The 15,347-nt window shown below is 62.3% G+C and carries 10 protein-coding genes and 3 pseudogenes; 10 read left to right on the forward strand and 3 right to left on the reverse strand.

Translation table 11 applies throughout. The features are described 5' to 3' along the window. Positions 1–177 precede the first annotated feature (177 nt). From AC1Q6V_RS24310 to AC1Q6V_RS24320, 3 genes and pseudogenes are all read left to right on the forward strand, one after another. Entirely contained in the window at positions 178–2,232 is a 2,055-nt protein-coding gene (locus AC1Q6V_RS24310; protein ID WP_037024422.1) for a S8 family serine peptidase, read from the forward strand. A gap of 214 nt (positions 2,233–2,446) precedes the next feature. Then, positions 2,447–3,154 (forward strand): annotated as a pseudogene (locus AC1Q6V_RS24315) (GntP family permease); the annotation flags it as partial. Positions 3,155–3,232: 78 nt separating this feature from the next. Further along, a complete protein-coding gene (locus AC1Q6V_RS24320; RefSeq protein ID WP_010811870.1) occupies positions 3,233–3,988 on the forward strand; it encodes an SDR family oxidoreductase in 756 nt (251 codons plus the stop codon). A gap of 136 nt (positions 3,989–4,124) precedes the next feature. On the opposite strand, the gene AC1Q6V_RS24325 is transcribed toward AC1Q6V_RS24320, so the two are convergent. Next, complete coding sequence (locus tag AC1Q6V_RS24325) at positions 4,125–4,463, reverse strand: hypothetical protein (protein WP_176844256.1); 339 nt, start codon at positions 4,461–4,463, stop codon at positions 4,125–4,127. 174 nt (positions 4,464–4,637) lie between these two features. Beyond that, the gene (locus tag AC1Q6V_RS24330; RefSeq protein WP_052181629.1) at positions 4,638–5,852 is read right to left on the reverse strand and encodes a tyrosine-type recombinase/integrase; all 1,215 of its coding nucleotides are present in this window, start codon (positions 5,850–5,852) and stop codon (positions 4,638–4,640) included. Positions 5,853–6,022: 170 nt separating this feature from the next. Here AC1Q6V_RS24330 and AC1Q6V_RS24335 point away from each other — a divergent pair, with 170 nt between their 5' ends. From AC1Q6V_RS24335 to AC1Q6V_RS24365, 7 genes and pseudogenes are all read left to right on the forward strand, one after another. Then, on the forward strand, positions 6,023–7,234 hold the full coding sequence (locus tag AC1Q6V_RS24335; protein WP_011154026.1) for a DNA-binding protein: 1,212 nt from the start codon (positions 6,023–6,025) through the stop codon (positions 7,232–7,234). Continuing rightward, positions 7,218–7,487 (forward strand): H-NS histone family protein, encoded by a 270-nt coding sequence (locus AC1Q6V_RS24340; protein ID WP_011154027.1) that lies wholly within the window; start codon positions 7,218–7,220, stop codon positions 7,485–7,487. Before AC1Q6V_RS24335 ends, AC1Q6V_RS24340 begins: the two co-directional genes overlap by 17 nt. A gap of 205 nt (positions 7,488–7,692) precedes the next feature. Next, positions 7,693–8,106, forward strand: a pseudogene (locus AC1Q6V_RS24345) (DUF3010 family protein). 3 nt (positions 8,107–8,109) lie between these two features. Next, complete coding sequence (locus tag AC1Q6V_RS24350; RefSeq protein ID WP_011154028.1) at positions 8,110–9,207, forward strand: protein kinase family protein; 1,098 nt, start codon at positions 8,110–8,112, stop codon at positions 9,205–9,207. Further along, positions 9,204–9,787: pseudogene (locus AC1Q6V_RS24355) on the forward strand (DNA-binding protein); the annotation flags it as partial. The gene AC1Q6V_RS24350 and the pseudogene AC1Q6V_RS24355, both read left to right, overlap by 4 nt. Before the next feature lie 268 nt (positions 9,788–10,055). Then, positions 10,056–11,081, forward strand: coding sequence for an AAA family ATPase (locus AC1Q6V_RS24360; protein WP_011154030.1), 1,026 nt, complete (start codon positions 10,056–10,058; stop codon positions 11,079–11,081). After that, positions 11,059–13,557 (forward strand): S8 family peptidase, encoded by a 2,499-nt coding sequence (locus AC1Q6V_RS24365; RefSeq protein WP_011154031.1) that lies wholly within the window; start codon positions 11,059–11,061, stop codon positions 13,555–13,557. Before AC1Q6V_RS24360 ends, AC1Q6V_RS24365 begins: the two co-directional genes overlap by 23 nt. Positions 13,558–13,885: 328 nt before the next feature. Here the strand turns inward: AC1Q6V_RS24365 and AC1Q6V_RS24370 are convergent, their stop codons facing one another. Beyond that, positions 13,886–14,944 (reverse strand): GNAT family N-acetyltransferase, encoded by a 1,059-nt coding sequence (locus tag AC1Q6V_RS24370; RefSeq protein WP_011154032.1) that lies wholly within the window; start codon positions 14,942–14,944, stop codon positions 13,886–13,888. Positions 14,945–15,347: the final 403 nt, after the last annotated feature.

A 15,347-nucleotide genomic window follows, 5' to 3' on the forward strand; every position in this document is an offset into this window, starting at 1 on the left:
TGTCCGTTAGTTCTTGATCTGATGGTAAATTTTCCGCATTTCACGCAACCGGTCGCGCTTGTTTGACCGTCTGGCGCACACCCATTGGAAGCCTTTAGCCCGAGGCTGGGACGACGATTGACGGGTCGGGAAGCTGCGCGCTCCCGAAATTGCCTCAAACAAAAAGGGGAACCTAAAATGCGCCATTTCGCTGCACTGGGTTGTCTGACGGCTGTCGTTTTGTCCATTCAGGCCGCGCCGCTGCCCGACTCGAACCGGCCGGCACCCGGCACGGAGGCAGCGCGTTCGGCCCGCCTAGTCGACCGTGACGGCGACCGGGTCTCCGATGATCTGCAGGCGCGGATCGCGGCGGCACGGCCAGGTGACCTCGTCCGTGTCGTCGTCACGTTCAGCGGCCCGGGCACTGCGGCCACGGCGCGGCAGGCGGTCGGTGCTTTCACGCTGGACCGCGAATTCAGGATCATCCGCGGATTCTCCGCCACCATGACGACCGCCCAGATAAGGGCGCTGGCGCAGCAGCCTGGCGTGCGGCGGATCGAGGAGGACTTCACCGTTTCGACCAAGCTCAACGCCGCCCGCGCCGACTTCGGCACGGAAGCGGCACGCGCCAGCTTCGGGGTTGACGGCGCCGGCATCAAGGGTTGCATCGTCGACACGGGCGTCGATCCGAACCACGAGCAGCTTGACGCGCGACCGATCCCGTTCTTTGATGTCATCAATGGACGGACCAGTGCATATGATGACCACGGCCACGGCACCCACGTCGCGTCGATCGCCTTCGGCGACGGCACGGGCGGCTCGGGCGCCGCCACCTACAAGGGCGTGGCGCCCGGCGCAGCGATCTACGCGGCCAAGGTGCTCGACCAGTCCGGCTCCGGACTCGAGAGCCAGGTCATCGCCGGCATCGACTGGTGCGTGTCCCAAGGGGTGCGGATCATTTCCATGAGTCTGGGCTCCAGCGCGCCGTCAGACGGACAGGACTCCCTGAGCCAGGCCGTCGATGCAGCGGTGAGCAGCGGTGCTGTCGTGGTGGTGGCGGCCGGAAATTCCGGCGACGAACCAGGGACGGTCGGCTCGCCCGGGGCCGCAGCGCAAGCCATCACCGTGGCGGCATGCGCGGAGTGGTCCGCTCCCGCCGGCGCGCCCAACCATTCGGACGGCATCTACGTGACGCCGTTTTCGAGCCGGGGACCGACGCTGGATAGCCGTGTCAAGCCGGACATCTGTGCACCCGGACTGACCATCACGGCTGCAGAGGCCGGCACGGTCAGCGGTTATGTAACCTACAGTGGCACCTCCATGGCCACGCCGTTCGTCTCCGGCATCGTCGCCCTGGCGCTACAGGCGAATCCGATCCTGTCGCCAGCGGGCCTGCGGCAGAAGCTCGAAGCCACGGCGCAGGACCGCGGCCCCGCCGGCAAGGACAATGATATCGGCGCCGGGCTCCTTGACGGCTACGCCCTGGTGGCCAGCGCCAAGGGGGGCACCAGCTACCAGCCGACCGTCTTTCCGACGTATCGCAGGGTCACCGGCAGCGTGGCGAATCATGGTCAGTGGAGCTACACGTTCTCCATCGCCCAGGCTGACCTCGGTGTTCCCATCGGTGCCATGGTCACCATTAACGGCCAGGCGAAATGCATCCTGCCGCTATTGGGCGGCTGCTTCGCCGCGCAGTGGGATCCCGATCTCGACGCCCGGCTGCTGGACCCCAATGGCGTCGTGCTGTCCGAGAGCCTGTGCATGGCCGGCGTCGAATGCGGTGGCATCGGCCGTCAGGAAACGCTGCACGCACTGCCAACCGTGGCCGGGACGTACACCATCCAGGTGTCCCCGTCCGAGGACAGCGTGAACCTGGGCAAGGGCGGCAGCTTCGCCCTGGACCTGTCGAGCGGCCCTCGAGCCGACATCGCGAGTCTGCCCGTGGTGCACGTGGGCGGCCTGAGCGCCAGCAGCACCGGAAACAAGACGGGATGGACCACCACCGTCACGGTCACGGTGCACGATGCCAGCCACAACCCGGTGCCGAACGCAACCGTGAGCGGAACCTGGAGCGGCGGCTACAGCGGGAGCTCGGCCTGCACAACGGGCGCCGGCGGACAGTGCATGGTCACGAGCGGAACGATCTCCAAGCGAAAGAACAGCGTGACCTTCGCCGTGACCAACATCACCGGCACGCTCACCTACCAGGCCAGCAGCAACGACATGACAAGCGTCACGGCGACAAAGCCGTGATGCGTTCGCGCGCGGCTGCGACCGGCATCGCTTCGATCTCAGCCCTGACCGCGTTCCACAGGTCGTGGCTCAGGTAGCGCGTGATCCGCGGCCGGGTCGGGGGCGCCCCGGCGAGCGAGCGCGAGCGGATTGCCGGCCAGGTAGCCGGCTTCGGTCAGCCACGCGAACACTCGTTAAGGATAGCCAGCGCCTGGCGCACGCAGGGGGGCGCGAGCTTGCCTTGGCTCGTTTCCCAGGGATTGGCCAGAACGATGCCGACTCCTTCACCCGCGCGATTCCTGCCTGGTACGGACCGACATATACGATTGCACCGGATGTCCTGCCGGGCCTTCACTCCCCGGTGACGACTACGATCAACTCCGTCCTGGCAATCTGGTCCGTGGAAGTCGCTCTGCTTCTGGGCATTCTGCTGGTTGTTGCCACCGCTTTCCGCGAACTGCGTGACCGGTTTGCCGCTGGAACCAGGGATGCGGTCGCCGGGGCGTTGCTCGCGTCGGTCAACACCGCTTCGGAGTACGGTTTCGGAGGTGTCGTCGCCGCGTTGCCGGGCTTTGCTGCTGTCATCGGCACGCTCGGGAGTATCCCCAACCCGCTTGTAAAGGTCGCGGTGTCTGTCAGTGCCCTCGCAGGCATGACGGGTTCGGCGTCGGGCGGGATGAGCATAGCCCTCGCTGCGATGTCAGATCTGTTCGTGAAAGGTGCACAAGCCGCGCAAATCTCGCTCGAGGTGCTTCACCGTGTCGTGGCAATGGCGAGCGGAGGCATGGATACGCTGCCGCATAACGGTGCCGTCATCACATTGCTTGCAGTGACCGGTCTGACGCACCGGGAATCCTATCGTGACATCTTTGCGATCACGATGATCAAGACGCTCGCCGTATTCTTCGTGATTGGTCTCTATTACTCATTCGGTGTGGTCTGAGAGAGGACTCACGGCTGTCGCCCGAGGCAGCACGTGCAAGCATGCACGTTCATACTTTCAATGAATCAGGAGCAAACCATGGATCAAAAGGTCGCCCTAGTTACGAATGCCTCTGGCTACGCCGGTCCGCCTGCGGTGGCCGCATTGCTGCAAGCAGGCTTCCGCGTTTTCGTGGAAGACGACACATTCACCGTCCAGGATGGCTGGAACAAGTTCGTCGCCTCGCATCCGGGCGCAGAACTTCTGAGCGCCGAAACGCCTGAGCTCCTGCTCGAGGCATTGTGGCAAAAAGCGGGTCGCGTCGACGCCATCGTCAGCAATGACCATTACCCGGCGATACACCGATCCTCGACCGATGTATCGCTGGATGACCTCCGGCAGACGCTCGAAATGCTCGTGGTCCGGCCGTTCGCACTAGTGAGGGCCGCAATCCCTCATTTCAAGGCCCAGGGCGGCGGGAACGTCGTCATGATCACCTCATGCCGAACGCATCTTCCGATGTATGGCGCGGCAATTCCCGATGCGGCCAGGGCTGGAGCAAATGCCCTGCTTCGTTCTTTCGCCATTGAACTTGCCCCGCTCAATATTGCAGTGAACGCAGTCGCCCCAAACTTCCTTTACAGCGAAGCCTACTACCCGCGCGCCGTTTTCATCGACGCCCCGGCCGGGAGGGAATACGTGAAGTCCGAGGTACCTGTGGGTCGACTTGGTCATCCCGAGGAAATCGGCGATCTGATTCGGTACCTGGCATCAACCCAGTCTCGCTTCCTGACCGGTGCGGTGGTCGATTTCTCCGGTGGATGGCCGGCAGCAAAGGTCCGCCCCGGGAGCTGACACCAACCTTGTACCGTAGCCAGGCCCGCAATCATTTTTTTACAAATCCCGCAGCCAAGCCCGCATACGATGCACCAGCAGGTCAGCGCGCCCGTAAAAAAGCAGGGCTACCATGGCTGGCGACGTGAGGCGCGGTTCAGGCGACGACAGCTTCCCGGCTGCCGGTCAAGCTGCACAATCCGAGCTCCTCGGGCGTAAACTCCGGGCCGCGTATTGCCCCGAATGCCTGAGCCGCAGCCAGCGTCCGGGTCGGCGCTTCGTTCAGGCGGTCTGGGCCTTGCAAGCGGAACGAGACCGGCGACAGGGGGCCGAACAACAGCGCGCGTTCGAGCTCGGGCCAGCGCGCCAGATCGGGCTCCACGCCGATCTGGCGTGCCAGCGAGACCGCAAGATCATGTAGCACTGGCTGTTGCCCGCGCTGCCGCATCGCCCGGCACGCCGCCAGCCCCTGAGCCATCTGTGTCGGCGACGGCATGGGTGCCAGGCCGGCCAGCGTGTAGGCAATCCCATGCGGCCAAGATCGGCGAGGATGCGGCGTGGGGACAGCATACCTGGCTGGAAGCGTAGAGCCGAGATCAGGCTGGGCGTCAACCTCGGAGGCGCCCCCGATGGTGCAGAAATACTTCTGGCTTGCCGCGCGGGTCGCGCCTTATGTCTTGCTGGTCCAGCCGATACGATGCCGCTCCTGCGTAGCTTCGTGTCGCGCATCCTCTTCGCTGTGCAGGTAGGCGCTGGTGGTCGCGATCGAGGCATGGCCAAAATTGTCGCGCACAAAACGCAGGTCGACCTGCTGATCGGTCATGTGCGAGCCGGCGGTGTGGCGCAGCCAGTGCGCCGAGGCGCTCGCCAGGACATCGGCCTGCGCTTTCCATTCGGGCCCGCGCGCGCGCAGGCGCGCGGCTGCCATGGCGAACACTTCCTTCAGCACCAGGTGCAGCGCCCCGCGTGACAGGGCCTTCTCGCGACCCTCGCGACCCGTCTCACGGCCGATCACCGGCAGCACCAGCGGACGCGTTTCCCCAGGCTGCGGGGTCGGCGCCAGGCCGTGGGCGCGACGGTAGCGCGCCAGTTCGGCGACCAGCTCGTCGGAGGCCGGCACCAGCCGGGTCTGGTTGCCCTTGCCGGTCACCTCCAGCCACCAGCGCTCCACGCCCGAGCCGTCGCGCCGACAAAAGAACGCCCCCATGGGGGTGCTCGTTAGTTCCGACGCGCGCAGCCCGCCTAGGTAGAGCACCGTCAGCACCCAGCGGCAGCGCGCCGCATGCAGCCGCTCGCGCTCGGTGCCAACCGGCATCGCCTCGACGGTTTCCTTGACGGTCGCCCACAGCTCGTGGCTCAGGTAGCGCGTGATGCGCGGCTTGGTGGGGGCGCGCCGGCGCCGGGCCAGCGCGAGCGGGTTGCCGGCCAGGTAACCGGCCTCGGTCAGCCAGGCAAAGAGCGCATTCAGGATGACCAGGGCGTGTCGCACGCTGGCGGGCGACAGTGGCCCGGCAAACGGGCGCCAGTCGGGGTGGCTGCGCGCGAGCTTCTTGCTGCCGGTCAGGACCCAGCGCGCGGCCGGCTGGGGGGCGGCCAGGAAGCGTTCATAAACGAGCAGGTCTTCGTGCGTCAGTGAAGACAGTGGCTTGCCCAGTTGCAGCACGGCCCACAGGATCAGTCGCTCGACCTCGCGGCGGTAGGCGGAGAGCGTCGCCGCGCTGTCGGTATAGCGCGCGAGCCAGGCGGTGACGGCGGCGAGGTCGTCGGTCGCGGCAATGCGGGTGGCCGTGGCCGGTGCGCGGTTGCTGCCGGCCGCGCCGGACAGCGCCAACGGCAGCCGCAGCTGCTCCAGTGGCGTGGGCAATGCGGTGAGGAGGCCGGACACAGGCGGGCAGGGCGGATGGGCGGGCGATTCCAAGGTCGGGTCAGCGTGGGAGGCGGTTCGAGCTGTTATTATAGACATAAGCGCAGTTATGTCTAAAGTTATACGGCAAACGTTAGCTATTAAACGTAATACGTAGTAATATATATAGTCACATAACTCGCTTTTTCGCGATGCCGGCTGTCGACCTCGATCTGACCGACGCCACGCTGCAGGCTGATTTGGCCGAGCTGCGCGGGCGCTTTCCCGAGACCCGCGCGCTGTATCGCGAGGTCTGCGGCCTGCTGTTCTTCCGCTATGGCGTCACGCCCACCGCCAACAAGCTCTACAGCCTGGTGCGCAGGGGCAGCATGGGCACGCCCGCCGAGGTGCTGCAGGCGTTCTGGCAGGAATTGCGCGGGCGCACGCGCGTCACCATCGACCATCCCGACTTGCCGGAGGCGTTGAAGGACATCGCGGCCGGGGCGGTCCAGACCATCTGGCAGGCGGCCAACGAGGCCGCCACCGGCGAGCTGGCCACGCTGCGCGCCGAGGCCCGCCATGCGGCCAGCGCCGCCGAGGCCGAGCGTGATGCCGCGCGGACCGAGACCGCGGCGGCCCGGGAGGAGGTGGCCGCAGTCTCGGCGCAGCTGGCCGAGGCGCGCGACGCGCACGCTGCCGTGCAGGCGGAGCTGGCCGCGCAGCGGCAGGCGCACGCGGCGACTCAGGCCCGGTTGGAAGCGGGGCGGGAGGAACTGGACGCCGCCGGGCGGCAGCTGGCGGAGCTGCGCACCCAATTCTCGACCGAGCTCGAGCGCGCCCGCGAGGCGGTGGCCCTCGCGCAAGAACGGGCCGAGGCCAGCGAGCGGCGGAGCCTGCGTGAGCTGGACGCGGAGCGTACCGCGCGCCAGCAGAGCGAGCGCACGGCCGAAGCGTTGCGCGGCGAACTGGTGGCGGCGCGCAGCGAGGCCCGCGACGCGGCCGTGGCGCAGGCCGAAGTCCGCGCCCGGCTCGAAGCCCAGGCCGCGGCGCTCGCCGATCGGCTCGCCAGCGCCGAGCAGGCGCAGCGCAAAGTGGCGCACGACCTGGACGCGGTGCAGGCGGCGTTGGCCGCAGCGCAGCGCCGGGCCGAACGGGCCGAGGCCGAAGCGGCGCTGGCGCGCCAGCTGCTGGCAGAATTGCGGGTGACGCCACCCGGGCGGGGGGACGGTGGTGGCGGGCGGCGGCGCAAGGCCGGCAGCCCGGCGCCGACCGAACAGGCGGCGCCACGCGAAAAACTGGACGACAAGCAGGACGGACAGCAAGAAAATGACAGGCAGGGCGTGCCGACGGCCGCTTCCAACCCGGATGACGGCAGCGACAGCAGTGACGACAGCAACGACAGCGCCAATGACAGAAATCAATGAGCGGGCCGCGGCGATCCGCTGGATCCAGGCGGAGATGGCCGACTACGGGCTGACCATGGAGGAGCTGGCAGCGGCGGGGTGCTTCGATCCGCCGCCCCCTCCGCCGCCGCCGCTACCCGCACCAGCGCCACCGCCAGTGGTGTGCTACCGCAACGCCGCGGGGCAGACTTGGGACGGGCAGGGCGACATGCCCGACTGGCTGCAGCGGGCGGCCAATGCGGGGCAGTCGGTGGAGTTTTACCGGGCCGGATAGGACTTAATATTATCCCCGCTTCAACAGCAGACCGGTCTGGGGCCGTACTCCTTTTGATAGCGGATTCCCCTTATCTTGGCTTGGCCCAAACTACTCGCAGCTTCTTGGTCGTATCGGACAAATATCACAATCTCTTAGCAATATTGTGACAGAATCCCACTGTCGCTGACAGTGACGTCCGTGCTAATTATTTGGAGATCGATGAATGGTAGTCGCTGGTGTCTTTTTGAAGGCAAACCTCGCTCGAATCGTTGCGCTCACCGGTACTCGAGAGTCGCATACATTAGTTGGCAGTCGATTCAATAAACTCGAACTCATCAAAAATCCGTCACAAGATGATGTCGAGGTCTTCGTGCAGGCGCTCAGAGCTTTTTGTGCTGAGCATTAAATAGACAAAATTGTGGTAAATCGTAGGGCAACTTCCGGGCAAGGCGCAGGTGGGGCAGGAACATTTCTGATTGAGGGCGTTCTGCTTGCCACGTCGCCCGCGCCGCTAACCTTTGCCCACAATGCGACCATTGCGGCGACTGAGCGGAGGGAGAATGGACGTAAAACTAACCGCCCCGCTACGGCAGATATTGGTAAGGCGTATGACCTGGCTTACGAGGGGTTGAATTGATCCATGGCTCTTGATATTTCAAATTTGCCACAAGAAGCCATCAGCGCACTAAAGCAATTTCCAGAGTTTGAGATCGCTTCATTCAACGACTCTGGAGCGAACGGATATGTACTTATTGGCCGGCATAGCGTGCTCCAAAAGGAAGTTGCTATAAAGATATATTTCCACGGGGAGAGTGATATTGATCAAGAGCCAACGATTATTGCAAAGATAAATCACGAAAATGTCCTGAAAGTATACGACGCAAGAAAAGTGGGAAAAGATTGCTCATATTTCATGACGCCAGCGGCCAGTGAAGGTGATCTCGCAAATTTCCTAGATACGTATTTTATTTCACTTCCTCTGGCTCATAAGCTGCTATGCCAACTTTTATCTGGAATTGCGGCATTGCATATGAGTCCGAATTTGCTTGTGCATCGGGATTTGAAGCCCGAAAATCTGTTGGTTCATAACGACAATCTCTTGATTGCTGATTTTGGTTCAGTTCGGCGAATCGATGAGAAAACGGGTAGTGCACCGGCATCGAAGCACAGCATTTTGTATAGACCGCCTGAAGCTTTTGGTGAGGACTCATTCTTTAATTTTTCCTCAGATATCTACCAAGCCGGACTTATTGGATTTTTGTTATTTGGTGGGTCCTTGAGCAATGATTTGCTTAGTTATTTGACAAAAAAACAAAAATCGGAGCTTACTGGTATTCAGGGTGGGTATGAGCTATCCATTTATGTGGATTCTTGCATCGAAAAAAAAGTTTCACGCGGAAATTTGGCTGACTTTTCTACTCTTCCTTTTTACATTCCAGCGGCCATTAAGCGCACATTGAGAGCAGCCATTTCTTCCGCCGACAAAAGATATTCCAGTGTCAGCGAATTTCTCGCAGAATTATCTCGATTAAGAGGAAATATGCCAGATTGGTCGACCCGACGTGAGGGTGTTCTGCTTCGCAATTGGAATGGACTAGACTACCGAATTCCGCACGACGAAGTCGCTATATTGAAGTGCAAATCAGGAGCCGAAAAGTATCGCTACGACAAAAGTTATAATTGTGGCAGCTATGCTGAGCTATTCGATCAAATGAAGGAGCGACTCGGGCTGCCATGACCTATTTATGGCACACGCCGGCCCTCGACCTCGATCTGACCGACGCCCCGCTGCAGGCCGACTTGGCCGAGTTGCGCGCGCGTTTTCCTGAGACCCGCACGCTGTACCGCGAGGTCTGCGGCCTGCTGTTCTTCCGCTACGGCGTCACGCCCACCGACAACAAGCTCTACAGCCAGGTGCATGGGCAAGCCCGCCGAGGTGCTGCAGGCGTTCTGGCAGGAGCTGCGGGGACGCACGCGCGTCACCATCGACCATCCCGACTTGCCGGAGACGCTGAGGGACATCGCGGCCGGGGGCGGGGCAGACCATCTGGCAGGCGGCCAACGAGGCAGCCACCACCGAGTTGGCCACGCCGCGCGCCAAACCATCGAGTGGGGTCAGGCGACGCTGGCCGCGGAGCGCCAGGCTCACGCGGCGACGCAGGCGCGGCTGGAGCCGGGGCGGGCGGAACTGGACGCCGCCGGCAGGGAGCTGGCAACTGCGTACGCAATTCTCGACCGAGCTTGAGCGTGCCCGCGAGCAGGTGAGTGGGCTGAATAATCAGCGTAGTGTCGACTTGCGAGATTCCAGCCGTCGCCTTGGCAACTACGCTGATCCATTTGAGGCGGGTTCTCAGCGTTGAAGGGAGGACCGGCCCTCGCTCATGGGAAGTTGGGTGTTCTGTTGCGGAGAGGCGACCGCTACTCATTGAGTGCGGGTCGAACCTCTGGAAATGGGGCGCGGATGTTAAACTGAAGGCAGTCAACCGCCGTCACATGTGCTGTTGACGACACGGCTTGCAGCGCGGATATCAACGGTAGCGGGCAGCGTCAGTATCAACACGCCACATTCCGGAGGAAGTTCGCATCATGGCCAGCGCAGACCAGATCAAAGCGCTCGTAAAATCGCACATCGATCAGGACGATGGGAAGTTCTATTCGATTGCGATGCAGGTGGCTGCCCATGAGGCCAAGGTGGGGCATGGCCGATTCGCCGTAGAGCTGCGGGATATGGTCGACTCGGCCAAACAACGGGCGGCGCGGCCGACGGCAGGTCAAATAGTGCCCATTGCACGCCCGCGTGGCGAGATTGCGAATCTCCTCCATGTGAGCTACCCGTCGAACCGACTGGCGGATATGGTCTTGGATGACGGGGGGCGCGAGCAGTTGCAGCGGATACTGAAAGAGCAGCGCATGCTTACGCGGATCCGCGAGCACGGACTGTCTCCGCGTCGCAAGCTGTTGCTGGTCGGCCCCCCTGGTACGGGGAAGACCATGACCGCTTCGGTCCTTGCCGGCGAACTCGGGTTGCCGCTGTTCCTGGTGCGTCTCGATGCGCTGATTACCAAGTTCATGGGCGAGACGGCCGCCAAGCTCCGGCAGGTATTCGATGCCATCTCGGACGTGCGCGGCGTGTACTTCTTCGACGAATTCGATGCGATTGGTTCCCAGAGAGGCATGCCGAACGACGTCGGGGAAATCCGTCGGGTGCTGAACAGCTTCCTGCAGATGATCGAGCACGATCAGTCAAACAGCCTCATTATCGCTGCCACGAATCATCCGGAGATCCTCGACTACGCGCTGTTCCGCCGCTTCGACGACGTGATCGAATATCACGTCCCCAGCGTAGCGCAATCCGCGTTGTTGTTGCGTTCCCGACTGGGCTCGTTTGCGCCGAAATCCTTGCCGCTCACCGCGCTTGCCGAGACGGCGATGGGGTTGAGCTATGCGGAATTGCGCCGGGCGGTCGACGAAGCGATCAAGGAAGCGCTGATGCACGACGAGCCGAAGATATCGACGGAGGCGCTGGAAGCTGCGCTGGTCGAACGGAAGAAGCTGAACCAGAGACTGAACAATAAGAACTCGCAACCACATGCCGGTCCCGCCGCAAAATAAGCGTCGCCATTTACTGCCCACGGGCACATCCACTTCTTCTCCATTTACTGCACATGCCGCCAATGGCCGCGGTCGGCCTGTCGTTCCCGACTTGCCACGGCAGCAGCATGGACAAACGCTCCAGGCGCAAATCGAACGGCTTCAGGCGGTCGCTGTGGCCGCCCATACCGAACAGGCTGCCCTGGGCCTCTCCAGCGGCCTTGGCGTCCAAATCCAGTTTGCAAGCCAGCCCAATGTTGAGCTTGCAGTGCAGAGCCTCAGCGCCGAGCGCGGCAACCCCCGGAGTCACATCGAGCTTCTGAGCGTACGGCAGGACGGCGAGCAGACTTTTGCCAGCGTGTTCGTCCCCGAGGGGAAGCTCGCGCATTTCGAGGGCTATGTCGCGGATTACCTCGGCGAAAAGAAGAACAAGGCCGGCGGGCCACTCGACCACAAGCCGCTGATCAATACCATTGCCGCCATCCAGCCGATCGAAATCCGCACGCTCTGGACCGACGAGCCCGAGCTCTTGCCAAAAGATCAGGACGAAGGTTTTTGGTGGGAGGCGTGGCTGCCGGTCCGGGGTAACCGAAACGCGGTCATTGGCGATTTCAAGGCGTTGATGCAGCGTGCCGGCTGCCAGGTGCCCGACAAGCAGACCGATTTTCCCGAGCGTACGGTGGTGCTCATGTATGGGAGCCAGAACCAGGTCAAGACCTCGCTGCTCTCCCTGAACTGTGTCGCCGAATTCCGCCGCGCCAAGGAAACGGCCGACTTCTTCGATACGATGGGCGTTGAAGAGCAGCGCGATTGGCAGCAGGATCTAATCCAGCGGACGCATCTCGCTGCCGCCGAGGATGCTCCGCGGCTCTGCCTGCTGGATTCCGGAGTGAACCGCGGTCATGAATTACTGGCTCCCCTAATGGCCGAGGATGACATGTACTCGGTCGAGAAGGATGGTCGGACCGATGACGAGGCGAATCACGGTACGGGCATGGCGGGCCTCGGTGCATATGGCGATCTCACCGAGGCGATCGAGTCGAACGCGCCCATTGCGATTTACCACCGGCTCGAGTCAGTCAGGCTGCTGAAGGAGGCGGGTGCGAACGCTGGCGAGCCTGAGCTTCATGCGCAGCTCTTTGGTGAGGCCGTCTCCCGCCCGGAAATTTCGTACCCGGACCGCAAACGCATCTTCTGTTCGGCCGTCACGGCATCGGACTACCGAGATCGGGGCCGCCCCTCTTCATGGTCGGCCAAGGTCGATAGTCTGGCCGCAGATGCCGACAACGAAGGACAGTTTCCGCGGCTTTTTGTACTGTCGGCAGGCAATACGAACGATATCGATGCGTGGAACGCCTACCCGGACAGCTTGTCGACGAATCTGATCCATGACCCCGGACAAGCCTGGAATGCCTTGACAGTTGGGGCGTGTACCGCCAAGACGACTGCGCATGCAGGCTACGAAGCGATCGCTGAAGAGGGCGGCTTGAGTCCGTATTCGACGACTTCGGCTGCCTGGCAAAGCGCATGGCCATTGAAGCCTGATGTCGTCATGGAGGGTGGCAATGTCGCGCGCGACAATTTTGGTGCCATCGGCATGGACAGCCTGCAGCTGCTGTCCGCCCACCATCTGCCCCGTGAACGAGTCTTCACCACGTTCAACGCGACCAGTGCCGCAGCAGCCCTGTGCGGAAAGCTCGCCTCGGAAATTGCTGCGGAATATCCTCAGATGCGGCCGGAAACCATTCGCGCCCTGATCGTGCATTCGGCGGAATGGACGGAAGGAATGCGCAAGGCGTATCTGCCTGCGGCGCAACCCGGCAAGGCGGCCTATGCGCGTTTGATCAGGCATTGCGGATGGGGCGAGCCGTCATTGGACCGCGCGCTCTGGAGCGCGTCCAATTCGCTGACACTCGTTATTGAGGATGCACTGCGGCCTTATAAAAAGGAGCGCGGTGTCGGTCCCGCTTCGCGGGAGATGAACCTACATGCGCTGCCGTGGCCGCGCGAGGAACTGGAGGCGCTGCAGGGGCTGCCTGTCCAAATGCGGGTTACCCTTTCCTACTTTATCGAGCCCAATCCGTCAGCGCGCGGAAGCGTTTCAAAGTATCACTACCCGTCCCATCGTCTGCGTTTCGACGTGCAGCGCCCGCTCGATGCGACGACGGAAGCGTTTGTGGCACGCGTGAACGCTGCCGTCGAGCGTGACGATGAGGATCCTCTAAACGCTGCGGACGCGGACTGGTATCTGGGTGATCGGCAGCGCCATCGCGGCTCCCTCCATCAGGACGTATGGGAAGGCACGGCTGCGGAACTGGCGAGCCGGGGGGTCCTCGCCGTGTATCCTGCACCGGGATGGTGGAGAACCCGCCCGGGACTGGAACGCTTTGACAGCGTGGCCAATTACAGTCTGATTGTTTCCATCAGGACCGAGCAGAATCAGGTCGACCTCTACAACGCAATCGCAAACCAAATCGCAATAGTAAACCAGGTGTGAGAAGACGACGCGACTTTATCGCTGATTGGCTGCTCGTCCGAGTCAGCCATAAAGGCGTTGAGAAGGCCGGCCAGGTGTTGCGGAAGTTTGTCCGCCGCCTTCTGAGTAACCAATCCCGCAGTAACCAATGTACGCCGGATAGTGCTACCGCTGCCCCAAGCTGTCGAGGAATACCTGTCGCTTCTGGATCGCGATGCCGCGCCGTTGAACCTGCGGTGTCGACGCGCAGATTTTGCAGAATGCAGGTGATCCGGCGGCACTGGCGACGCGTCCTTGTTCCCGAGCACTTGACGCTCGGGTAATTGCACAATGTCATCCAGGTCATACCTCAGGGCTTGCGGAGCGAACGCAGGAACAGGTAGGTCAGAAGTATGCGAGATGGGGTCTTCTGAACAAAGAAGTAAGGCTGCGGCCTGCCTCCGAATCCCCTGAAGAAGCGCTCGACCGGCTCCAGCACCGAACCTTCGAAGTCAAACGTGCGCGCCACGCCAGAGGCAAAGCGGATGGCGTCCCAAATGCACAGGCTGCTAGCGCCGCTGGTGCGCAGCTTCGGGTCCGAGCCGGCCATTAGGTAATAGGCGACTTGTCCGTCCCAGACCAGATAGACGCCTGCATGACGGTAGCCCTGTTTATCCACGGCAATGAAGATCTTGCGGGCCCCTCGCGCCGCGCATGCAGCGTCCAGGCGGCGCACGTAGTCGTCGGTATATGGCAACGGCATGCGTTGCCGGGTGAAGACCTGCCGGTTAAGTTGGATGAACTCATCGATACCGAGGTCGTCGCGCACCTGCAGACCATGGCGGGAGCCCGCTTTACGGATTTCGCCCCTGATGTTGTGCTGCATGCCATTCCAGAGCGCGGCCGTATCCGACAGGTCATCGAGCACGTACGTGTACTTGGTGGTCTGGCGGAATCCCTTCCAGGCAAAGGGCAGCCAATTGGTCTGGCTGGGATCCCAGTGCTGTTGGAAATGGTCGAACCGCGGCAGTTGCCCAATCAGTTCGTCCATCAACTCCTTCTGTTGACCCAGCATCCTCGCCGGCTTTCCCGCCATCGGTGCCAGCCACGGTCCGGCCATCTTGGCCAGCGCTGGCTGGGCGATTACTGAGAACCCATACAGGCGCCGGGGGGCGTAGGGAAGGCTTGCGACCACCTGTCCACCGCGTTCCACCAGGGCAACGCCCCAGTTCCCGGGACCGGCGGTGGCATCCAGCCACCACGCCTGGCTGAACAGGGGAATATTGGCCGTATTGCAAAGCTGACGGTATCGGCGTTGCGCCGCGTCGCCCCCAGTGTCTGTGTCAGGGATCTGCTTGACTGAATCAGCGGGCCCACTTGCGGCTGGTGCATTAGGATCAGCATAAGGTTTGCGCAGATCGTCGAACATATCGGGTGGCTTCCTCGAAAAGTTTCCGGCCCGTCCTCATGCCACGCACCTTAACTTCGGCGAGCGGTAGCCCGCGCCTGAAGCTGAAATGACGATACATTGCATTCCCACGCAGACGACGAGGCGTTGGTGTATTAGGCAACAAAACCATATGTATGAGCTTGCAAGCAGCCAACCATAGGGAGCTCAATATGTCATGGCGAAGAGAGGGCTCAGTGCTCACAACCATACTTAGCCCGGCAAGTTCGGTTTTCCATGGTACGAGTGAAGCCGTGCTTTTGGATGGACCTTGACCCGCAAGGCTTCGCCAAGAAGCAGCTCTGGTTCCCAACTTTGGAGGGGGCGGTCGCCGCAGGCTGGGCGCTGGCCAAGCGATAGAATGCAGAACTGCACATAGATCGAC

It is taken from the genome of Cupriavidus sp. GW823-FHT07B10 (assembly GCF_058794355.1).

Bases quoted from the DNA above. Each gene is read 5' to 3' on its own strand.
- AC1Q6V_RS24320 (WP_010811870.1), top strand. From the start codon at position 3,233: ATGGATCAAAAGGTCGCCCTAGTTACGAATGCCTCTGGCTACGCCGGT.
- AC1Q6V_RS24360 (WP_011154030.1), top strand. From the start codon at position 10,056: ATGGCCAGCGCAGACCAGATCAAAGCGCTCGTAAAATCGCACATCGAT.
- AC1Q6V_RS24365 (WP_011154031.1), top strand. From the start codon at position 11,059: ATGCCGGTCCCGCCGCAAAATAAGCGTCGCCATTTACTGCCCACGGGC.
- AC1Q6V_RS24325 (WP_176844256.1), bottom strand. From the start codon at position 4,463: ATGCCGTCGCCGACACAGATGGCTCAGGGGCTGGCGGCGTGCCGGGCG.
- AC1Q6V_RS24370 (WP_011154032.1), bottom strand. From the start codon at position 14,944: ATGTTCGACGATCTGCGCAAACCTTATGCTGATCCTAATGCACCAGCC.
- AC1Q6V_RS24310 (WP_037024422.1), top strand. From the start codon at position 178: ATGCGCCATTTCGCTGCACTGGGTTGTCTGACGGCTGTCGTTTTGTCC.
- AC1Q6V_RS24350 (WP_011154028.1), top strand. From the start codon at position 8,110: ATGGCTCTTGATATTTCAAATTTGCCACAAGAAGCCATCAGCGCACTA.
- AC1Q6V_RS24335 (WP_011154026.1), top strand. From the start codon at position 6,023: ATGCCGGCTGTCGACCTCGATCTGACCGACGCCACGCTGCAGGCTGAT.
- AC1Q6V_RS24340 (WP_011154027.1), top strand. From the start codon at position 7,218: ATGACAGAAATCAATGAGCGGGCCGCGGCGATCCGCTGGATCCAGGCG.